The sequence below is a fragment of the Achromobacter spanius genome (genome assembly GCF_039673305.1).
Taxonomy (GTDB): Bacteria; Pseudomonadota; Gammaproteobacteria; order Burkholderiales; family Burkholderiaceae_B; genus Achromobacter; species Achromobacter spanius_F.
On sequence record NZ_JBDJLJ010000025.1, the window covers coordinates 26,363 to 47,097 of the forward strand.

Consider the following 20,735-nt stretch of genomic DNA (forward strand, 5'->3'; position numbering starts at 1 on the left):
CGCATAACCCCTTCTTCGTCGCGCTTTTGGTCGGCTTTCGAGGGGTATTAGGGGTCAAGTCGGGACTCTGGCATAAAATACCTTTTTAAGGGCCCCCTCTTGCCGCCATGAACGCCCCACTCGCCAGCCACATCTTGAACGGGGCGATGCCGCCCGCAGCACCCGCGCGCTTGCGCGAAATCCCCTACAACTACACCTCGTTCTCCGACCGCGAAATCGTCGGGCGGCTGCTGGGCGAAGACGCCTGGAGCCTGCTGACCGACCTGCGCGGCGAACGCCGCACCGGCCGTTCCGCCCGGATGCTCTACGAGGTGCTGGGCGACATCTGGGTCGTGCGCCGCAATCCGTACCTGCAGGACGACCTGCTCGACAACCCCAAGCGCCGCAAGCAGCTCATCGAAGCCCTGCATCACCGCCTGGGCGAAATCGACAAGCGCCGCGAACCCGGCGCGCCCGCCGAGGCGGGACACGATCCGCACCGCGACGAAAAGGTCGTCGGCCTGCTGGCGCGGGCGCGTTCGGCCATCGCCGCCTTCGAGGGCGAATTCGACCAGACAGCCATGATGCGCAAGCAGGCGCAAAAGGTGCTGGGCCGCATCACGGCGCGCGACAACATCAAGTTCGACGGCCTGTCGCGCGTCTCGCACGTGACCGACGCGACCGACTGGCGCGTGGAGTATCCATTCGTCGTGCTGACGCCCGACTCCGAGGACGAAATCGCCGCGCTGGTCACCGCCTGTATCGAACTGGGGCTGACCATCGTCCCGCGCGGCGGCGGCACGGGCTACACCGGCGGCGCCATCCCGCTGACCTGGAAGTCGGCGGTCATCAACACCGAAAAATTCGACAAGCTGGGCAAGGTCGAGTCCTGTATCCTGCCCGGCCTCACTGAACCGGTCGCGGTCATCCATGCCGGCGCCGGCGTCGTCACCAAGCGGGTGTCCGAAGCGGCCGAGGCGGCCGGCTTCGTGTTCGCCGTGGATCCGACCTCCGCCGAGGCCTCCTGCGTGGGCGGCAACATCGCCATGAACGCCGGGGGCAAGAAGGCCGTGCTGTGGGGCACCGCGCTGGACAACCTGGCCTGGTGGCGCATGGTCGATCCCGACGGCAACTGGCTGGAAGTCACGCGCCTGGACCACAACATGGGCAAGATCCATGACGTGGAGGTGGCGCGCTTTGAGCTCAAGTGGTTCGACGGCAAGGGCAAGCCCGGCGAACGCCTGCTCAAGACCGAGACGCTGGAAATCCACGGCCGCGTCTTCCGCAAGGAAGGCCTGGGCAAGGACGTCACCGACAAATTCCTGGCCGGCCTGCCGGGCATCCAGAAGGAAGGCTGCGACGGCCTGATCACGTCGGCGCGCTGGGTCCTGCACCGCATGCCGCGCCACACGCGCACGGTCTGCATGGAATTCTTCGGGCAGGCGCGCGACGCCATCCCGTCGATCGTCGAGGTCAAGGGCTACCTGGACGGCGAAGGCAAGGCGCGCGGCGCCATCCTGGCCGGCCTGGAGCACCTGGACGAACGCTACCTGCGCGCGGTGGGCTACGCCACCAAGAGCAAGCGCGGCGTGCTGCCCAAGATGGTCCTGATCGGCGACATCGTCGGCGACGACGATGACGCGGTGGCCGCGGCAGCCAGCGAAGTGGTGCGCCTGGCCAATACGCGCCACGGCGAAGGCTTCGTGGCCGTCAGCCCCGAGGCGCGCAAGAAGTTCTGGCTGGACCGGTCGCGCACCGCCGCGATCGCGCGTCACACCAACGCCTTCAAGATCAACGAAGACGTCGTGATCCCGCTGCCCCGCATGGGCGAATACACGGATCACATCGAGCGCATCAACATCGAACTGTCGACCAGCAACAAGCTCAAGCTCCTGGGCGAGCTGGATGCCTACCTGTGCACGCCGCTGCCGGTCGGCAAGATCGACGACGCCGACATTGAAACGACGCGCGCCGAGGTGCTGGCCGAGCGCACGCGCCAGGCGATCGAATTGATCGCCGCCACGCGCCAGCGCTGGCAGTGGCTGCTGGACAATCTGGACCTGCCGCTGGGCGACGCGCTGCCGCAACTCGAAGGCCTGGGCCTGGGCGAGCTTCACGCCACGCTGACTGCCCGCCTGGCGGCACAACCGGGCGCCCGCGTCTTCGACGTGGTGCAGGACCGCACCATCCGCGTTTCCTGGAAGACCGAAGTGCTGGCCGGCCTGCAGCGCGCCTTCTCGGGCGCCGCGTACAAGAAGATCGTCGACGAGCTCGTTGCCATTCACGCCCGCGTGCTCAAGAGCCGCGTGTTCGTCGCGCTGCACATGCACGCCGGCGACGGCAACGTCCACACCAACATCCCGGTCAACTCGGACGACTACGAAATGCTGGGCGAGGCCCACGCGGCCGTCGAACGCATCATGCAGATCGCGCGCGACCTGGACGGCGTGATTTCGGGCGAGCACGGCATCGGCCTGACCAAGTATGAATTCCTGACCGATGCCGAACTGGCGCCGTTCCAGGACTACAAGCGCCGCGTGGACCCCAACGGCCACTTCAACGCCGGCAAGCTCATGCCCGGCGCCGACCTGCGCCACGCCTGGACGCCCAGCTTCAACCTGATGGGCCACGAGTCGCTGATCATGCAGCAGAGCGACATCGGCGCCATCTCGGAGTCGATCAAGGACTGCCTGCGCTGCGGCAAGTGCAAGCCCGTGTGCGCCACCCACGTGCCGCGCGCCAACCTGCTGTATTCGCCGCGCAACAAGATCCTGGCGACTTCGCTGCTGGTGGAGGCCTTCCTGTACGAAGAGCAGACCCGGCGCGGCGTCAGCCTGAAGCACTGGGAAGAGTTCGAGGACGTGGCCGACCACTGCACGGTGTGCCACAAGTGCTACAACCCCTGTCCGGTCGACATCGATTTCGGCGACGTGTCGATGAACATGCGGGCCGTGCTGCGCCGCATGGGCCGCAAGTCGTTCAATCCGGGCACGGCCAGCGCCATGTTCTTCCTGAACGCCAAGGACCCGGCCACGATCAACGCCACCCGCAAGGCGATGGTGGGCGTGGGCTACAAGGTGCAGCGTGCCGCGCACGATCTGTTCTCGGGCCTGGTCAAAAAGCAGACCGCCACGCCGCCCGCCACCGTGGGCAAGCCGCCGCTGCGCGAGCAGGTCGTGCACTTCGTGAACAAGAAGATGCCCGGCGGGCTGCCCAAGCAGGCCGCGCGCAAGCTGCTCGACATTGAAGACGCGAACTACGTGCCCATCATCCGCGATCCCAAGGCCACAACGGCCGACACGGAAGCGGTGTTCTACTTCCCGGGCTGCGGTTCCGAGCGCCTGTTCTCGCAGGTGGGCCTGGCCACGCAGGCCATGCTCTGGCACGCCGGCGTGCAGACGGTGCTGCCGCCGGGCTACCTGTGCTGCGGCTATCCGCAGCGCGGCAACGGCATGACGGACAAGGCCGAGCAGATCATCACCGACAACCGGGTGCTGTTCCATCGCGTGGCCAACACGCTGAACTACCTGGACATCAAGACGGTGGTGGTCAGCTGCGGCACCTGCTACGACCAGCTTGCTGGCTACGAATTCGAGAAGATCTTCCCGGGCTGCCGCCTGATCGATATCCACGAATACCTGCTGGAAAAGGGCATCAAGCTGGAAGGCGCCAAGGGCGTGCGCTACATGTACCACGATCCTTGCCATACCCCGATGAAGCTGCAGGAGCCCATGAAGACGGTGCGGGCGCTGGTGGGCGACGGCGCGGTCAAGAGCGACCGCTGCTGCGGCGAATCGGGCACGCTGGCGGTCAGCCGCCCGGATATCTCCACCCAGGTGCGCTTCCGCAAGCAGGAAGAACTGCTCAAGGGCGATGCCGCGATCCGCAGCGATGGCTTCACCGGCGACGTCAAGGTCTTGACGTCGTGCCCGTCGTGCCTGCAAGGCCTGTCGCGCTATGAAGGCGACACCGGCATGGAAGCGGATTACATCGTGGTCGAAATGGCGCGCCACATCCTGGGCGAAGGCTGGATGGAAGACTACGTGCGCCGCGCCAATGCGGGCGGGATCGAGCGGGTCCTGGTCTGACAAGCATGTAGCGCAATCGAAAGCGCGGCCAGCGATGGTCGCGCTTTTTTTTTGCGCTGCGCAAACCGGGAACGCAGCGCAAATCGACGGGGATCGGGCACGATTATTCAGTGGCGATCGGGCTCTTGAAACCCAAAAAACCGCTCCCATACTTGAGACTGAGGCGATCAGACCTGCGGTTTCGGTGGTGGCGATTGTGCGGGTCTGTATCGGTCCCTTTTTCCATTCGAGGAGACCTTCATGAGCAACTTTCCCTTCAGCGACAGCGGCTTTGCGTCTGCCTTCGACGCCATCCAGGAACACATGGGGCGGGTGCTGCGCAGCGCCGGCGTGCCCGCCGCCTTGCGGGCGACTCCGCAGGCGTACTTTCCGCCCGTGAACGTCGGCGTCTCCGGCGATTCGATTGAAGTCGTCGCGTTCGTGCCCGGCATGGAGCCCGAGGCGTTGACCGTGTCGATCGAGAAAAGCCTCTTGACCATCAGCGGCGAGCGCAAGGCGCAGGAGCTGCCGGAAGGCGCGCGCTACTACGCCCGCGAGCGCGTCCAGGGCCGCTACGTCCGGGTCATCGAGCTGCCCGCCGACGCGGACCCGGAGCAAGTGCAGGCGCGCTATACCGACGGTTGCCTGGCCATTTCCATCAAGCGCCGCGAATCGGCCAAGCCGCGTACCGTGACCGTGCAGTGACCCGTCAACGCAACCGCATAGGAGTATCGATCATGAATGAACGCAAAGACCTGACCGTGCCCGAGCAAGCGGCCGTTTCTGAGAAGCGCGACGGGCGCGGCGTGACCGTGCCGGCCGTGGACATCTACGAGGACAAGGAAGGCATCACGCTGCTGGCGGACCTGCCCGGCGTGTCCAAGGAAAGGCTGCGCATCAACGTCGAGTCCGACGTGCTGCAGATCGAAGGCGAAGCTTCTGTCGAGACGCCTGGCGACCTGCGGCTGGTGCTGGGTGAAATGCGCGCGCCGCTCTTTCGCCGCGCATTCCGGCTGGGACAGGAGTTCGACCGCGCGCAGATCAGCGCCAGCCTGAAGCAGGGGCTGCTCACGCTGCGCATTCCGCGCGTGCGGGAGGCCCAGCCTCGGCAGATTCCCGTCGTGGCGGGCTGAGCCTGCGGTAGGGCGCCGGGCGGCGCCCCTGTAAAAAAGCCGCGGTCTGGCGACCGCGGCTTTTGCGCAGCAGGATGGCCCGAAGGCCGTCATTCCAGCTTGATGTTCGCCTTCTTGATCACGTCCGCCCAGGCATTGCGCTCCTGGTCGGCATAGGCCTTGAAATCCTGCGCCGACATCGGCATGGGGATCACGCCCATTTCCAGCATCTTCTGCGACACCGCCTGCGACTTGAGGGTGGCGTCCAGGTCGGCCGACAGCTTCTTGACGACCGCTTCCGGCAGGCCGGCCGGGCCCACCAGGCCTTGCCAGGCGTATGCCGTGAAATTGGCCACGCCCTGCTCGGCCATGGTCGGAACGTCGGGCAGCACCGACACGCGTTCCGGCGTGGCGGCCGCCAGCACGCGCAGCTTGCCCGCCTTGACGTTGGGCAGGCCCGATCCCAGATCGATGAACATCATGTCCACCTGGCCGCCCAGGAGGTCCTGGATGGCGGGAGCCGCGCCCTTGTAAGGCACATGCAGGATGTTGGCGCCCGTGCGCTGCTTGAAGAGTTCCAGCGCCAGGTGATGCGGCGAGCCCGCGCCGGCCGAGGAGGCGGTCAGCTTGCCCGGCTCTTTCTTGGCGGCGGCCAGAACGTCGTCCACCGTCTTGTAGGGTGAGTTGACGTTCACGGCCAGCAGCAGCGGGAACTTGGCAATGCCGCCGATGTAGGTGAATTTGGCGGGATCGTAGGACAGCTTGGCGTACAGCGAGGAATTGAACGCAAGCGTGCCCGAGTCCGCCGTGCCGACCATGTAGCCGTTCGGCTCCGCCTGGGCGATGGCCGTGGCGCCGATGATGGTGCCCGCGCCGGGGCGGTTTTCGACCACGATGGTCTGGCCCAGCGCCTTTTCCAGGCCGCTCGCCACGGTGCGCGCCACGACGTCCGTGCCGCCGCCGGCGGGGTAGGGGACGATCCAGCGGACCGGTTGCGTGGGCCACGATTGGGCGGAAGCCGCGGTGGCGGCCAGCGATAGGGCGGCAAGCGCCAGCAAGCGCTTTGCGTGCTTGTGCATGGGGTGTCTCCTCGTGCGGGATGTAGAGCGCGGCGCTTGCGTCGTTGATCGTCGTCAACTTGCGCCGCGATTATTTTTGCGTCGCTATTATGCCTTGCGCCTACGCAAAAAGGGGCCCGCGCATTGGGCCCCGTCAATCGCCGCACGCCCCGGCTTACTGGGGATCCGGATAGCTGCGCGCACCGAAGACGGCTGTCCCGATGCGCACTTCCGTCGAGCCTTCCTCGATGGCCAGTTCGAAATCCCCGCTCATGCCCATCGACAGGCGGTCCAGCGACACGCCGGCGATGTTCTCCTGCGCCAGGCGGTCGCGCAGTTCGCGCAGCGCGCGAAAGCAGCCCCGGACTTCCTCGGGATCGGGGGAGTTCACGGCCAGCGTCATCAGCCCACGCACGCGCAGGGTAGTGAACTCCGCGGCGATGCGGCGCAGAAAGGCGGCAACGTCTTCCGGCGCCATGCCGTACTTGCTGGGTTCGGACGAGGTCTTGACCTGCACCAGCACGTCCAGGGTCCGGCCCTCGTTTTGCAGTCGACGGTGCAGCGCTTCGGCCAAGTCCGGGCGATCCAGCGACTGGACCTCGGCGGCGTCGCGGGCGGCGTCCTTGGCCTTGTTGGTCTGCAGGTGGCCGATCAGCACCCATTGCAGCCCCTGGCCCGCCAGGGCGGCCGCCTTCTGGCGGATTTCCTGCGTCTTGTTTTCGCCGAAGCGCGTCAGGCCCAGGGCCATGGCTTCGCGGATGGATTCCACGCCGAAGGTCTTGCTGACGGGCAGCAGCGTCACGCTGTCGGCGGGGCGGCCCGCGCGCGCGCAGGCCTGGGCGATGCGTTGCTGGATCTGGGCAAGGCGCCCGGCCATGGTGTCTATGGCGGTCATGCAGCTCTCTTGGAGGGACAGGATGTCCCATAGTGTAGGACGTGCCCGGATCGCTTCGCCACGGGGCCTGTTTCCGGCGTTGACCCTGCGTAATCGGCAGGCTTAGAATTTGCGGAGATTTGTTTATATTTCAAAGTTCTATGCCGTCCGGCGCCGCCCTTGCGGGCGACACGTTCCCCCTTCCTTCCCAGCCCCTTCGCCATGTCCAGTGCAGCGCCCGAATACGCCTTCGCCACGCCATTCCTGAATCCCCCCGCCTCGCCCATCCGATCGCTCATGCCCTACGCCATGCGTCCGGGCACCATTTCGCTGGCCGGCGGCTACCCGGCCCAGGAATTGTTCGACGTCGACGGCCTGTCGATCGCCTCGACGCAGGTCATGGCCCGGCTGGGCGCCTGCCTGCAGTATTCCAACATCGACGGGCAGGCCAGCCTGCGCCATGAGCTGGCCCGCCTGTCCGCGGCGCGCGGCCTGCATTGCAATGCCGACACCGAACTCGTCGTGACCGGCGGTTCGCAGCAGGCCCTGGCCCTGCTGACCCGCGTCATGCTGCAGCCGGGCGACCACGCCATCATCGAATCGCCGGCTTTTCCGAATTCCGTGCAGGCCCTGCGCTACACCGGCGCCACGGTCCACACAGTGCCCTCCGGCCCCGACGGCATCGACGTCGACGCCCTGGACGAGCTGGCTGCCCGCGTCAAACCCAAGATGGTCTGCGTGGTCGCCTCGTTCTCCAACCCTTGCGGCGCCACCCTCACGCGGGAGCGCCGCCTGCGGCTGCTGGAGCTGGCCGTCAAGCACCGCTTCCTGATCGTGGAAGACGATCCCTACAGCGAATTGCGCTTTGCCGGCAACGCCGTGCCGCCCATCGCGGCCCTGGCCGAAGGCGAAGCCCGCCACTGGGCGGTGTACCTGGCCAGCATGTCCAAGACCATGGCGCCCGCGCTGCGCATCGGCTGGCTGGTCGCGCCGCCCGAAATCCGCCGCCGCTGTGTCAGCGCGAAGGCGGCCGACGACATGGCGTCGTCGGCCTGGATCCAGGAAGTCGTGGCGCAATACCTGGCCAATGGCCGCTACGATGAACACGTGCCGCGCATCCGCGCCGCCTACGGGCTGCGCTGCGACGCCATGGCCGACGCCCTGGCGCGCGAACTCGACGGCCGCATCACCTTCAGCAAGCCCGAAGGTGGCATGTTCTTCTGGGCGCGCCTGACGGGCGACGTGGACGCCACTCGCCTTTTGCCCTATGCCATCGAACACGAAGTGGTGTACGTGCCCGGCAAGGCGTTCTATGCCGAGGCGGCGCAGGCCGACCTGTTCGCCATGCGCATGTCGTTCGCCACCATGAATGAAAGCCAGATCGCGCAAGGCATGATCCGGCTGGGCCGCGCGCTGGACGCGTGCCAGGCCAACGAACCGGTGTCGATCTCGCTGGCGGCTTGACCGCGCGCAGCGCCGTGCGCGCCGCCCGTTGCTATCCTTGAGCACTTCCGCCGGCGCGCGCCGGCGGCATACCTAAATAAGCGCTTGTTATTTGGCTGGGGCGCTTCATGTCTATAAGCTTCTTGCCTCGGCGCGTCCCCGCGCCCGGTAGCAGAACAGGAATCCAGGTCATGAACATTGCAAAAGGGTTGGTGGGCGCGGCGCTCTTGATGGCGGCGGCGCAGGGTGCGCAGGCGGCGACGCTGGACGTCGTGAAGCAGCGCGGCGCCGTGGCTTGCGGCACGACCACGGGCTTTGCGGGCTTTTCCGCGCCCGACGCGCAAGGCAAGTGGCAGGGCCTGGATGTAGACCTTTGCCGCGCGATCGCCGCGGCGGTCTTCGGCGACGCGAACAAGATCAAGGTCGTGCCGCTCAATTCCCAGCAGCGCTTCACGGCGCTGCAGTCCGGCGAGGTCGACGTGCTGACCCGCAACACCACCGTGACGCAGCAGCGCGACACCGCGCTGGGCATCATCCACGCCGGCATCAACTTCTACGACGGCCAGGGCTTCCTGGTGCCCAAGTCGCTGGGCGTGAAAAGCGCCAAGGAAATCAACGGCGCAACGATCTGCCTGCAGACCGGCACGTCCAACGAAAACACGCTGGCCGACTGGGCGCGCGCCAATAACGTGACCTACAAGCCGGTCGTGATAGAGACCTTCAACGAAGTGGTCAACGCCTTCGCGTCGGGCCGCTGCGACGTGTTCTCGACCGATGCGTCGGGCCTGGCGTCGATCCGCATCTCCAAGCTGCAGAATCCCGACGACTATGTTGTGCTGCCCGAGATCATCTCCAAGGAGCCGCTGGGCCCGTTCGTGCGCCAGGGCGACGACGCCTGGCTGAACATCGTGCGCTGGTCGCTGTCGGCCATGATCGAAGCCGAGGAATACGGCGTGACGTCCAAAAACGTGGACGAACAGGCCAAGAGCGCCAACCCCAACATCAAGCGCATCCTGGGCGTGACGCCGGGCAGCGGCGCCAATCTGGGGCTGGACGAAAAGTGGGCCTACAACATCGTCAAGCAGGTGGGCAACTACGGCGAAAGCTTCGAGCGCAACGTGGGCGAGGGCAGCCCGCTCAAGATCAAGCGCGGCCTGAATGCGCAGTGGACGCAGGGCGGGCTGATGTACGCGTTGCCCATCCGATAACTCCGCGCGTCAGACGCCTGAAGATTTGTACAACTGCGCAATCTTGACAAAGGCGGCACGCAATTCCCGCGTGCCCCCCTGGAAGATAACCGGCCTTCCCCGGTGCGTGAAAATCACCAGCCGCTTGGAAAACAGCATGGGCACGAAGCGCGCGTAGCGCACGTCTTCCCAGGCGACCTCGCGCCGCGTGAACCAGGTCTGGCGCAAGCCGCGTTCGTCGATGGTGGTGATGGACGTCTGCATGTGCCAGGAAACGAACAGCAGCGCCACGAAGCACAGCACCACGGCGACGGCCAGCAGGGTGTCGAAGGGTTGCGAGGGCGCGCGGATCGCGGTGGTCACGACCTGCACGCCCAGGACGGCCAGGAGCACCCAGGTCAGGATCCGCACCCAGTCTGGCCATGCCTGGCCCGCCAGGGGCAGCGGGCCGATGGCGCGAAGCAGCGCCGCGTGGTCTTCGGGCGCGGGGGAGTCGTCGGTTGTGGTCATGCAGCCCGTTTGGCGGCGATGGCGTTGCCGGCACGGCTTGAACCCTTGCGGTTCAGGTGCGCCGACATCCACTGCCCGATATCGACAACGGCATCGAAATCCACGCCGGTGTCGATATCCAGCCCCCGCAGCATGTACAGCACGTCTTCCGTCGCGACGTTGCCGGTGGCGCCCTTCGCGTAGGGGCAGCCGCCCAGGCCGGCCACCGAGGTGTGGAAAATGGAGATGTCCGTTTCCAGCGCGGCCAGGATGTTGGCCAGGGCCTGGCCGTAGGTGTCATGGAAATGGCCGGAAATGCGGGCCGGGTCGACCACGCGGGTGACGGCGGCCATCACTTCGCGCACACGCTTGGGCGTGCCGACGCCGATGGTGTCGGCGACGTCGATTTCGTCGACCTGCATGGCCAGGTAGCGCTGCGCCACGTCCACCACGGATTCGACCGGGACTTCGCCCTGGTAGGGACAGCCCAGCGCGCAGCTGATGCTGCCGCGCACGCGGATGCCGGCTTCGCGGGCCGCTTGCACCACGGGTTCGAAGCGCGCGATCGATTCGGCGATGGAGCAGTTGATGTTCTTCTGCGAGAACGCTTCGCTGGCGGCGCCGAAGATCACGATTTCGTCCGCGCGCGCGGCCAGCGCGCCTTCGAAGCCCTTCATATTCGGCGTCAGCACGGAATAGATCGTGCCCGGGCGGCGTTCGATGCGCGCCATCACGTCGGCGCCGTCGGCCATCTGCGGCACCCACTTGGGCGACACGAACGACGCGGCTTCCACGTTGGGGAAACCGGCGGCGGCCAGGCGGTTGACCAGTTCCACCTTGATGTCGGTGGGGACGAATTCCTTTTCGTTCTGCAGACCGTCGCGAGGCGACACCTCGACGATCTTTACGCGGGAGGGCAATGCCATGTCTCTTCCTGTATCGGTATGGGGTGACCGGCGCTACAAGACTGCGGCGCTATCGCCCATATTAGCGCCATCGCATGAGGCAATGCTGCGGCCCCGGGGCCCGCGGACGGAGCCTAGGGCAAACGCTGGTAGCGGCCATCGTCCAGGCGGGCGAGGCGACCCTGCAGTTCCAGTTCGACCAGTTGCGCCTGCAAGGTGGGCGTGTCCAGGCCGCAACGCGCCTGGATGGCGTCCAGATGCAGAGGATCGAAGCCCAGCGCATCCAGCACAGGATGAGCGGGCAGCTGCGCGCGGGCCTCGGCGCGCGCGGCGGGGACGGGGACCGGGCCGCCGCCGAGTTCGTCGGTGATGTCGCTGGCGGTTTCGACGAGCTTGGCGCCCTGGCGGATCAGCGCATGGCAGCCGCGCGATAGCGGCGAATGAATGGAGCCGGGGATGGCGAATACCTCGCGTCCGCTTTCGCCCGCCAGCCTGGCGGTGATCAGCGAACCGCTTTGCTTGGCGGCCTCTACCACCAGCACGCCGCGCGCCAGGCCCGCCACGATGCGGTTGCGCTTGGGGAAGTGCTGGGGCAGGGCCCCGGTGCCCAGCGGCAGCTCCGACACCAGCGCGCCATGCGCCGCGATGCGGTGCGCCAGGTCGCGGTGGCGGGCCGGGTAGACGCGGTCGATGCCCGTGCCCATGACCGCCACGGTGCCGGCGCCCGCGGGGCCGGCATCCAGCGCGCCTTCATGCGCGGCGGCGTCGATGCCCAGCGCCAGTCCGCTGATGACCCGCCAGCCGTGTCCGGCTAGGTGGCGGGCGAAGGCGCGCGCGTTTTCCTGGCCGCCGGGCGTGGCGTTGCGCGCGCCCACGACCGCCAGCGACGGACCCTGCAGGAAGGCCGGGTCGCCCGCGACATAGAGCAGGATGGGCGGGTCCGCGATCGTCAGCAGGCTCTGCGGGTACGTGGGATCCGCCAGCGTCAGGATGTGGCGGCCGGGCGCCTGGACCCATTCCAGCGCGCTTTCCACCTGGGCCGCCATGTCGGACGGCATGGGGGCGGCCAATTGCCGCGCCAGCGCCTCGGGAACGTGCCGCGTCAGCGCCGTGGCGCGCTGCGCATAGATCTGGTCGGGCAGTCCGAGCGCGCCAAGCAGCATGCAGGCGGTGGCGGAACCGATGTTCGGTTCCAGGGACAGCCGCAGCCAGGCGGACAGTTCGTCGGAGGATTGCGTGAGCGGCATGGAGCAGGCGCGTAAGTGGCGTCGGGGGTCCGAGAGTGTCGCACGCCGGGCCGCCGTGCGTCGCCGGCGGGTGGACGGATACGCGTTGTTGCGCGGCTTCCCGAAGGGCCCATTTTGTCCAGGGGCTGGCTGAGACAAAACCGGTGCCGCAGCAATGCCCGCAATCCCCGACTTAGCCGAAAACTATTAGAAATCAAGACTCTAATGAATTAAACTCTTAGCTAAGCATCACTACTGGCGATACCCCTTCAATGGCTTTACTTCCCATCCTTCGCTACCCGGACCCGCGCTTGCACAAAAAGGCCAAGCCGGTCGCCGAGGTCGATGACCGCATCCGCCAACTGGTGCGCGACATGGCCGAGACCATGTACGACGCGCCGGGTGTCGGCCTGGCCGCGACCCAGGTCGACGTGCACGAACGCGTGGTCGTGATCGACGTCTCCGAGGACAGCAATCAGCTGCTGACGCTGATCAACCCCGAGATCACCTGGCGCAGCGACGACTACAAGATCTACGAAGAAGGCTGTCTGTCCGTGCCGGGCGTCTACGACGAAGTGGAACGCGCGTCGCGCATCCGCTGCAAGGCGCTGGACATCGACGGCAAGCCGTTCGAGTTCGACGCCGACGGCCTGCTGGCCGTGTGCGTGCAGCACGAGCTGGACCACCTGGAAGGCAAGGTATTCGTGGAATACCTGTCCAACCTCAAGCAGAACCGCATCAAGACCAAGCTGAAGAAGGCCGAGCGCGAAGCGCTCCGCGCGTAGAGGGGCCCCCCCAACCCGCTGGCGCGGGCCCCCCAGGGGGCGGCGCCGGCGGACCGGCGAAGCCGGATCCGCGGCGCCCCGGCTCGCTCCCCCTTTGTTTGCGGGCACGCGTCATTGTTTGGCCGTCCCGCCATTCTTTGCTCTCATTCACATGCGCATCGTCTTTGCCGGCACGCCGGAATTCGCCCGTATCGCGTTCGACGCCCTGCGGGCCGCGGGCCACGACATCCCTCTCGTCATGACGCAGCCGGACCGGCCTGCGGGGCGGGGCCTGAAGCTCACGCCCAGCCCGGTCAAGCAGGCAGCCGTGGAGGCGGGCATTCCCGTCGCCCAGCCGCGCAGCCTGCGGCTGGATGGCCGCTATCCCGACGAGGCCGCCGAGGCCCGCAAGCTGCTGGAAGGCGTGGCGCCGGACGTCATGGTAGTGGCCGCCTACGGCCTCATCCTGCCGCAATGGGTGCTGGACCTGCCGCGTTTGGGCTGCCTGAACATCCACGCCAGCCTGCTGCCGCGCTGGCGGGGCGCCGCGCCGATCCAGCGCGCGATCGAAGCCGGCGATGCGCGCACGGGCGTGACCATCATGCAGATGGATCAAGGCCTGGATACGGGAGACATGCTGCTCGAACGGGTTGTTCCGATCTCGGACGAGACCAACGCAGCCCAGTTGCACGATGCGCTGGCGCTGGCGGGCGGCGAGGCAATCGTCGAGGCGCTGGACAGCCTGCAAAAAGGCGCGCTGACCCCCCGCAAGCAGCCTGAAGCGGGCGTGACCTACGCGGCCAAGCTGGACAAGGCCGAGGCCGCGCTCGATTGCGCCCAGCCCGCCGAATTGCTGGCGCGCCGCGTGCGGGCGTTCAATCCCGTGCCCGGCGCCACGATCCGCCTGCCGGGCCTGCCCGATGCGGTGAAGGTCTGGCGCGCGCAGGCGCTGGACGAGGCCACGGCGGCCGAGCCCGGCAGCGTGTTGCGGGCGGGCGAAGCAGGCATCGACATCGCCACTGGTCGTGGCGTGCTGCGCCTGCTTGAACTGCAGAAGGCCGGCGGCAAGCGCCAGCCGGTGGATGTGTTCGTGCGCGGCTGGCAGCCGGCCTGAAGGCGGGTCAGGGCTGGCCGCCGCCAGCCATCAGGTCCACGTAGGCGCCGGACAGCAGCTGTTCCGGCCCGACGCCCAGCCCCGCCATCAGCGTGCGGGCTTCTTCCATGCCGGCGTGCGCGCTTTCACCCTCGCGCAGCACCACTTCGAGCTCCAGGAATTCACCCAGGCCTTCCACCCGGTCCAGATGGATGCGGGTGCGTCCCGCCATGAACAGCGTCCGATGCTTCTTCACCCGGCCGGCGGCGCCGTAGGCCAGCGTCAGCGCCTCGCGCAGGGAGTCGGGCGCGTCCGTGGGCGAGATCACGTAGAAGCTTTCCTTGGGGCCCGAGTCGTCGGCGCGCTGATAGAAGATCAGCTCGCCCGAGCCGTCCGCGAAGGCGCGCAGTTTCAGGCGGCCGTTGGCGCACGCGAAGAATGTGTCGTCCTGGTCGATGAAGACCGGTTCCTGCCCGGACAGCGCGGCAGCCAGGGGCTCGATGGCCGCCAGGCTGTCGACCCGCGCCTTGATTTCCACATTCCGAGCCATGAGCGTCTTCCCGGCTCAGTACAGTGAACCGGCCACGCGGGCGGGCAGGTCGCGGTCGTAGGCGGCGCCGTCGAAGGTGCCCGCGGTCAGGTCCGAAAGGATGCGGCCCACGCTGGGCAGCGCGCTGCGCGCCACCTGGGTCTGCGGATCCCACAGCCGCGAGCGCAGCAGGGCGCGCGAGCACTGGAAATACACGGTGTGCACATCGACGACCAGCACCGAGCGCGGCAGCTTGCCGTCCATCTCGAAGCGCGCGAGCAGGGCCGGATCCACGCTGATGCGCGCCGACCCGTTGACGCGCAGGGTCTCGCCCACGCCCGGCACCAGAAAGAGCAGCGCCACGCGCGGATCGGCGATGATGTTGAGCAGGCTGTCCACGCGGTTGTTGCCGCGGCGGTCCGGCAGCAGCAGCGTTTTCTCGTCTTGCACCACCACGAATCCCGCGGGGTCGCCGCGCGGCGACGCATCCAGGCCGTCGGGCCCCGAGGTTGCCAGCACCGCGAACGGCGCGGCCTCGATGAAGGCGCGGTAGTGCGGATGCACGTGGTCCACTTCCTTCTTCATGGAGGCTTCGCCGGGCGAGCCGTAAAGCGCCTGCAGCGCGCTGGCGTCGGTGACGAGATGAGCGGGATCGGTATGCATGGCGGGGTTCCGGTTTTACGCCAGGGCGTCGGGCAGGTCAGCGACCGTCAGGAAGAGCTCATCGGGCCCGCGGTCGCGCAGGGCTTCGAGGTGGTTGTAGCCCCAGGCGACCGACCCGACCCGCACGCCGGCCTTGCGGGCGGCGTCGATGTCGCGCATCTCGTCGCCCACCAGCAGGAAGCGTTCGGGCGCGGTGCCATGCTGCTTGAGCAGGCGGTCGATCTTGGCGGCCTTGCCGAACAGGTCCGTGCCGCATTCGTAGTCGTCGAACAGCGCGGCGGTTTCGGCGCCCAGCACGCGCTGCACGTTCTCGACGGAATTGGAGCTGACCACCGCCAGGCGCAGGCCGTTCGCCTTCAGGCGGGCCAATGCATCCGGGATGCCGTCGAATACCTGGACGCTGGGATCGATCTCCTGCATCAGGGAGCGCACGTGCGCCATGATCGCCGGCAGCTTCCACAGGGGGATGTTCAGGAACTTCAGGATCTCGGACGCCTCGCGGCTGCGCAGCTGCTCGCGTTCCGACGCGTCGATCTTGCGGAAGCCGTATTTGTCCGCGACGGTGTTCAGGATGGAATTGAACCAGGGCATGGTGTCGGCCAGGGTCCCGTCGAAGTCGAATGCTGCAATGTCGTATTTCAAGTCTTGAATCCAGTGCCGGCGTGCCGGCCAGGGCCTGCACACGCCAAAAGATGCCTCGCGCGGACCCTACATGCCTTGGGGATGAAGCAGATAGTGCACGACCGGCGCCAGCCCTTCAAGCGGCGGCGCGCTTGCGACCACGCGCGCCGCGTTCGTCCAGGGATAGTCCAGCCCCAGCAGCCAGCCGAACACCGCGGCCGTGTCGCCGGCGGGCAAGGTCACCATGGTCTCGATGGTAATGGTCAGGCGCGTGGCGCGGTAGGGGTCGGGCTGGAACGTCCAGTCGTATCTGCCACAGCCCACCCGAACGTTGCCGGTGGCCTTTTCCGTCATGCCGACGATCCAGTCGCATTGGTATTCGGGCAGGCGGGCGCCGGCCTCGGGCCGCGAAAGATAGAAGGTGTAGACGTTGTCGTAGGTCTGGCCGAACTTGCGCACCAGCGTATCCGTGATGGCGGCCAGGCCGTGCGATTCGGGCGGAAACGCGATGGCCTGCGTGCGCAGCGCCATCTTCAACGCGGCATCCGGCGCGAATGCGCGGGCCATGTAGTGCGGGCGGTTCTCGTCCTTGGCGTGAAAATAATCGCGCAATACGGACTCGGTGCAGGAAGGGAACAACGAATCGGTGGACATTGCGGGGGCTTCCGTTCAGGTCTCAGAAGAAAGGATGGTCAGGGCTGCCTGACCGGATCGAACCATTTCGAGACATTGGGCGGCTCGTAAATGGCGTAACGGTCCAGCAGCAGGGCGGGGTCTTCCTCCACCACCAGCATGTCGCGATGCTGGGGGCGGATGAAGGCTTCCTCGACGGAGTGGTCGATGAATTGCATCAGTGCATCGTAGTACCCCGCGATGTTCAGCAGGCCGCAGGGCTTCTGGTGCATGTTCAGCTGGGCCCAGGTCCAGACCTCGAAGAACTCTTCCAGCGTGCCGGCGCCACCGGGCAGGGCCACGAAGCCGTCGGCCTTCTCCATCATCATGGCCTTGCGTTCGTGCATATTCTGCACCATGTGCAATTCGGTCAGGCCGAGGTGCGCCTGTTCCTTTTTCAGCAGCAGTTCCGGAATCACGCCGATCACGCGGCCGCCGCCGGCCAGCACTTCATTGGCCACCACGCCCATGATGCCGACCACCGACCCGCCGTACACCAGGCCCAGGTCGCGCTTGACGAGTTCCCGCGCCAGCACGCGCGCCTGCTCGATGTACTCCGGGCGGGTGCCGGGGTTGGAGCCGCAATACACGCAAATATTCTTCAGAGTCATAAAACAGGTGGGAAATTGCCGGCCGCGTTACAGATTGCGTCACGCGGACTTTCGGAAAGCCGATAGTTTACGCAAGGTTGCGCAGGAGCCTTCCGGGCGGTCCGGCGGCGCGATCAGGCAAACGGGCAATGTTTGGACACAGCATGTTCCAGCACGGTCGGTAGACTGAATATGCGAAAACGACTGGAAGTCCAGCGTCGTGCTGCTTTCACTGACTTAGAGGAGCTAACGATATGGAACAAGCAACCCGCACCCCGCAGCAGGCCAACCGTCCCTTCGAGATGGATGTGCAGGCGATCCGCGCCAAGGCCCGCAAGGACATCGAGTCCGGGGCTGTCACCGACACCTACCGCGCCGACCGGCAGACGGTGCTCAAGCTCCTGAACGAAGCGCTCGCCACCGAAATCGTCTGTGTGCTGCGCTACAAGCGCCACTACTTCATGGCGCGCGGCCTGAACGCCGAGCCGGTGGCCGCCGAATTCGCCGAACACGCCACGCAGGAACAGGAACACGCCGACATGCTGGCCGAACGCATCGTGCAGCTGGGCGGCGAGCCGAACCTGTCGCCCAAGGGACTGCTCGACCGCAGCCATTCCGAATATGTCGAGGGCCAATCGCTGGAAGAGATGATCAAGGAGAACCTGATCGCCGAGCGCATCGCCATCGACAGCTATCGGCAGATGATCGAATACCTGGGCGAACAGGACTCCACCACGCGGCGGATGCTGGAAGAGATCCTCGCCGTGGAAGAGGAACATGCCGACGATATGTCGGACTTCCTGGCCAAGACGTGATGGCCTGTTGATGGGGTGTTGATGGCCTGCCGAGCAGGCAGGTCAAAACAAAACGCCGGCAGGCGCGCAAGCCGCGCCTGCCGGCGTATCTCTGATTGCGCTTACAGCGCGTCGGCCCAGAGGTCGTATTCGTCCGAGTCGGTGACGCGCACGCGCACCATGTCGCCCGCCTTCAGGGGCTTGTCGGAACTGACGTAGACACAGCCGTCGATCTCGGGGGCGTCGCCCGCGCTGCGGCCCACGGCCCCGTCTTCGTCCACTTCGTCGATCAGCACGTCGATCTCGCGGCCCACCTTCAGGGCCAGGCGCGCGGTCGAGATGGTCTGCTGCAGCGCCATGAAACGTTCCCAGCGGTCCTGCTTGACGTCGTCGGGCACGGGGTCGTCCAGCAGATTGGCGGGCGCGCCTTCCACCGGCGAATACTGGAAACAGCCGACGCGGTCGAGCTGCGCTTCCTGCATCCAGTCCAGCAGGTACTGGAAATCTTCTTCGGTTTCACCGGGAAAGCCCACGATGAAAGTCGAGCGGATGGTGAGATCGGGGCAGATCTCGCGCCAGCGCTTGATGCGCGCCAGCGTCTTGTCCTCGAAGGCGGGGCGCTTCATGGCTTTCAGGATGCGCGGGCTGGCGTGCTGGAACGGGATGTCCAGGTACGGCAGGATCTTGCCTTCGGCCATCAGCGGAATCACTTCGTCCACGTGCGGATACGGATACACGTAGTGCAGGCGCGTCCAGACGCCCATCTCGGACAAGGCCCTACAGAGCTCGGTCATGCGGGTCTTGACCGGACGGCCGTTCCAGAAGCCGCTGCGGTACTTCATGTCGACGCCGTAGGCGCTGGTGTCCTGCGAGATCACCAGCAGTTCCTTCACGCCCGCCTTCACGAGGCGCTCGGCTTCGCTCAGCACGTCGCCCACCGGACGGCTGACCAGGTCGCCGCGCATCGAGGGGATGATGCAGAAGCTGCAACGATGATTGCAGCCTTCGGAGATCTTCAGGTAGGCGTAGTGGCGCGGCGTGAGCTTGACGCCCTGCGGGGGCACCAGGTCCACGTAGGGATTGTGGTCCTTCTTGGGGGGGGCGGCATCGTGCACGGCGCGCACCACCTCTTCATACTGCTGCGGGCCGGTCACGGACAGCACGCTGGGGTGCACGTCGCGGATCACGGATTCCTCGACGCCCATGCAGCCGGTGACGATGACCTTGCCGTTTTCGGCAATGGCCTCGCCGATGGCTTCCAGGGACTCGGCCTTGGCGCTGTCGATGAATCCACAGGTGTTGACGACCACGACGTCCGCATCGTTGTATTCGGGCGTGACTTCGTACCCTTCGGTGCGCAGCTGGGTCAGGATGCGTTCGGAGTCGACCAGGGCTTTGGGACAGCCGAGCGAAACGAACCCGACGCGCGGAGCGCGCCCCGGGTTGGCTTCCTGGGCGGCCGCCGTGATGGCGTCGAGGGTCGAACTGTTGCCGTTGCTGGCGGCAGCGCCGGCGCTTTTGCCGGGCCGCGAATGTTCAAAAACTTCCAATCTAATTCACCGTAGTTTCGCGCACGCGCAGTCGGGGTGCGGCGGGGTCATCGTCAAATGTTCAGGGCCAGGCGGGAGCGTCCTGGGAGGAAAGTTCGCGCAGCGTCTCGGGATGCAGGATGGCCACCCGCAGCAGCGTCTGCGCGGCGCCGGAGGGGTTGCGCCGGCCTTGCTCCCAATCCTGCAGGGTACGCACGCTCACGCCTAACAACTCCGCGAAATCCGCCTGCGGCAGGCCGACACGATTGCGCGCTTCGCTGATATGCGACGCCTGCCACCGGACGGACCGGGCGGGCGGGACAGCCTTCTTCATAACTCAATCAATGGGATGGATGGCGCGGCGTTTCCTCGCCAACCGAATTCAGGCCGGCGGCCGCACCAGGGGGCGATAGCGGGGTAGCGCGAAATTATACGGCATTGCCGTATGTGGCGGTAGAGGCCGGGTTGGTGTGTCCCTTAATGGCCCGGCGGAGTCCCGGCTCAGGGCGCGGCCCGCCGGTACAGCGCCAGCGTCCCCGCCAGCCCGATCATCAATCCGCCGCAGACGCGGTTCAGCCAGCGCAGGCCTCCGGCCCGAAAGGCGCGCACCATCTGCGCGCCCAGCGCCGCGTAGGCAAGCATGACGGCCACGTTCATCAGCGCCATGACCAGGGCCAGGATGGCGTACTGCGTCGGCAGCGGCGCGGCCGGGTTGATGAATTGCGGCAGGAAGGCGGACATGAACAACAGCGCCTTGGGATTGGTCAGGGCGACGACGAAGCTGCGCAGCCCCAGTGCCAGCCCGGCAGGACGCTCGGCGCCCGCCTGCGCGGACGGCATCGCCAGCGCCGCGTCCGAGCGCAGCAGCTTCCATCCCAGCCAGGCCAGATAAGCCGCGCCTGCCCACTTGACGATCTGGAAGGCGATTTCCGACGCCGCCAGCACCACGCCCAGGCCGCAGGCGACCGCGCCGATCAGGATCAGGTCCGCCAGCACCGCGCCGCCCATGCCCCAGCAGGCCGCGCGCACGCCATGGCGCGAACCGTTGCTCATGGCGAGCAGGACGGTGGGGCCGGGGGTGATGATGGTGACGGCAGAGGCCAGGATGAAAAGCAGCAGCGTGGCAAGGGTCATGCAGGG

Annotated in this window: 21 protein-coding genes; 8 read left to right on the forward strand and 13 right to left on the reverse strand. The window is 66.6% G+C overall.

The genetic code is table 11. The features are described from left to right. The first annotated feature begins 107 nt into the window (after nt 1–107). From ABE485_RS18990 to ABE485_RS19000, 3 genes are all read left to right on the forward strand, one after another. Nucleotides 108–4,067, forward strand: coding sequence for an FAD/FMN-binding oxidoreductase (locus ABE485_RS18990; RefSeq protein WP_346516817.1), 3,960 nt, complete (start codon nt 108–110; stop codon nt 4,065–4,067). Nucleotides 4,068–4,307: 240 nt separating this feature from the next. Further along, nucleotides 4,308–4,751: an Hsp20/alpha crystallin family protein gene (locus ABE485_RS18995; protein ID WP_346516818.1), complete on the forward strand. Its 444-nt coding sequence runs from the start codon at nt 4,308–4,310 to the stop codon at nt 4,749–4,751. Nucleotides 4,752–4,783: 32 nt separating this feature from the next. After that, on the forward strand, nt 4,784–5,179 hold the full coding sequence (locus ABE485_RS19000; RefSeq protein ID WP_346516819.1) for an Hsp20/alpha crystallin family protein: 396 nt from the start codon (nt 4,784–4,786) through the stop codon (nt 5,177–5,179). 89 nt (nt 5,180–5,268) lie between these two features. On the opposite strand, the gene ABE485_RS19005 is transcribed toward ABE485_RS19000, so the two are convergent. Both ABE485_RS19005 and ABE485_RS19010 read right to left on the reverse strand, forming a co-directional pair. Continuing rightward, nucleotides 5,269–6,237 (reverse strand): Bug family tripartite tricarboxylate transporter substrate binding protein, encoded by a 969-nt coding sequence (locus tag ABE485_RS19005; RefSeq protein WP_346516820.1) that lies wholly within the window; start codon nt 6,235–6,237, stop codon nt 5,269–5,271. 154 nt (nt 6,238–6,391) lie between these two features. Next, a complete protein-coding gene (locus tag ABE485_RS19010) occupies nt 6,392–7,111 on the reverse strand; it encodes a YggS family pyridoxal phosphate-dependent enzyme (RefSeq protein ID WP_346516821.1) in 720 nt (239 codons plus the stop codon). 201 nt (nt 7,112–7,312) lie between these two features. Between ABE485_RS19010 and ABE485_RS19015 the strand changes: the two genes are divergently transcribed. Further along, entirely contained in the window at nt 7,313–8,554 is a 1,242-nt protein-coding gene (locus tag ABE485_RS19015; protein WP_346516822.1) for a PLP-dependent aminotransferase family protein, read from the forward strand. 170 nt (nt 8,555–8,724) lie between these two features. Beyond that, complete coding sequence (locus tag ABE485_RS19020; protein ID WP_346516823.1) at nt 8,725–9,741, forward strand: amino acid ABC transporter substrate-binding protein; 1,017 nt, start codon at nt 8,725–8,727, stop codon at nt 9,739–9,741. A 9-nt stretch (nt 9,742–9,750) separates the two neighbouring features. On the opposite strand, the gene ABE485_RS19025 is transcribed toward ABE485_RS19020, so the two are convergent. The 3 genes from ABE485_RS19025 to dprA all read right to left on the reverse strand — a co-directional run bounded on the left by ABE485_RS19025 (nt 9,751) and on the right by dprA (nt 12,361). Continuing rightward, the gene (locus ABE485_RS19025; protein WP_346516824.1) at nt 9,751–10,230 is read right to left on the reverse strand and encodes a hypothetical protein; all 480 of its coding nucleotides are present in this window, start codon (nt 10,228–10,230) and stop codon (nt 9,751–9,753) included. Further along, nucleotides 10,227–11,135: a hydroxymethylglutaryl-CoA lyase gene (locus ABE485_RS19030; protein WP_346516825.1), complete on the reverse strand. Its 909-nt coding sequence runs from the start codon at nt 11,133–11,135 to the stop codon at nt 10,227–10,229. The genes ABE485_RS19025 and ABE485_RS19030 overlap by 4 nt, the downstream gene beginning before the upstream one ends. A 113-nt stretch (nt 11,136–11,248) precedes the next feature. Continuing rightward, a complete protein-coding gene (gene dprA / locus ABE485_RS19035; RefSeq protein ID WP_346516826.1) occupies nt 11,249–12,361 on the reverse strand; it encodes a DNA-processing protein DprA in 1,113 nt (370 codons plus the stop codon). A gap of 251 nt (nt 12,362–12,612) precedes the next feature. On the opposite strand from dprA, the gene def reads away from it, so the two are divergent. Further along, nucleotides 12,613–13,125: a peptide deformylase gene (gene def / locus ABE485_RS19040; protein WP_346516827.1), complete on the forward strand. Its 513-nt coding sequence runs from the start codon at nt 12,613–12,615 to the stop codon at nt 13,123–13,125. 151 nt (nt 13,126–13,276) lie between these two features. After that, on the forward strand, nt 13,277–14,218 hold the full coding sequence (gene fmt / locus ABE485_RS19045) for a methionyl-tRNA formyltransferase (RefSeq protein WP_346516828.1): 942 nt from the start codon (nt 13,277–13,279) through the stop codon (nt 14,216–14,218). A gap of 7 nt (nt 14,219–14,225) precedes the next feature. On the opposite strand, the gene ABE485_RS19050 is transcribed toward fmt, so the two are convergent. The 5 genes from ABE485_RS19050 to ABE485_RS19070 form a co-directional block, all read right to left on the reverse strand. Further along, on the reverse strand, nt 14,226–14,747 hold the full coding sequence (locus ABE485_RS19050) for a class IV adenylate cyclase (protein ID WP_346516829.1): 522 nt from the start codon (nt 14,745–14,747) through the stop codon (nt 14,226–14,228). 15 nt (nt 14,748–14,762) lie between these two features. Then, nucleotides 14,763–15,389 (reverse strand): pyridoxamine 5'-phosphate oxidase family protein, encoded by a 627-nt coding sequence (locus ABE485_RS19055; protein WP_346516830.1) that lies wholly within the window; start codon nt 15,387–15,389, stop codon nt 14,763–14,765. 15 nt (nt 15,390–15,404) lie between these two features. Then, nucleotides 15,405–16,031 (reverse strand): HAD hydrolase-like protein, encoded by a 627-nt coding sequence (locus tag ABE485_RS19060; protein WP_346516831.1) that lies wholly within the window; start codon nt 16,029–16,031, stop codon nt 15,405–15,407. Nucleotides 16,032–16,097: 66 nt separating this feature from the next. Next, the gene (locus ABE485_RS19065) at nt 16,098–16,664 is read right to left on the reverse strand and encodes a hypothetical protein (protein ID WP_346516832.1); all 567 of its coding nucleotides are present in this window, start codon (nt 16,662–16,664) and stop codon (nt 16,098–16,100) included. A 38-nt stretch (nt 16,665–16,702) separates the two neighbouring features. Further along, nucleotides 16,703–17,293, reverse strand: a complete 591-nt coding sequence (locus ABE485_RS19070) for a TIGR00730 family Rossman fold protein (protein WP_008166916.1) — start codon at nt 17,291–17,293, stop codon at nt 16,703–16,705. 233 nt (nt 17,294–17,526) lie between these two features. Here ABE485_RS19070 and ABE485_RS19075 point away from each other — a divergent pair, with 233 nt between their 5' ends. Then, nucleotides 17,527–18,087: a ferritin-like domain-containing protein gene (locus tag ABE485_RS19075; protein WP_346516833.1), complete on the forward strand. Its 561-nt coding sequence runs from the start codon at nt 17,527–17,529 to the stop codon at nt 18,085–18,087. 101 nt (nt 18,088–18,188) lie between these two features. Here ABE485_RS19075 and rimO read toward each other — a convergent pair whose 3' ends face one another. The 3 genes from rimO to ABE485_RS19090 form a co-directional block, all read right to left on the reverse strand. Beyond that, nucleotides 18,189–19,535, reverse strand: coding sequence for a 30S ribosomal protein S12 methylthiotransferase RimO (gene rimO, locus ABE485_RS19080; RefSeq protein ID WP_346516857.1), 1,347 nt, complete (start codon nt 19,533–19,535; stop codon nt 18,189–18,191). 142 nt (nt 19,536–19,677) lie between these two features. After that, nucleotides 19,678–19,929: a helix-turn-helix domain-containing protein gene (locus ABE485_RS19085; RefSeq protein ID WP_346516834.1), complete on the reverse strand. Its 252-nt coding sequence runs from the start codon at nt 19,927–19,929 to the stop codon at nt 19,678–19,680. A gap of 167 nt (nt 19,930–20,096) precedes the next feature. Then, entirely contained in the window at nt 20,097–20,729 is a 633-nt protein-coding gene (locus ABE485_RS19090; protein ID WP_346516835.1) for a LysE family translocator, read from the reverse strand. Nucleotides 20,730–20,735 lie beyond the last annotated feature (6 nt).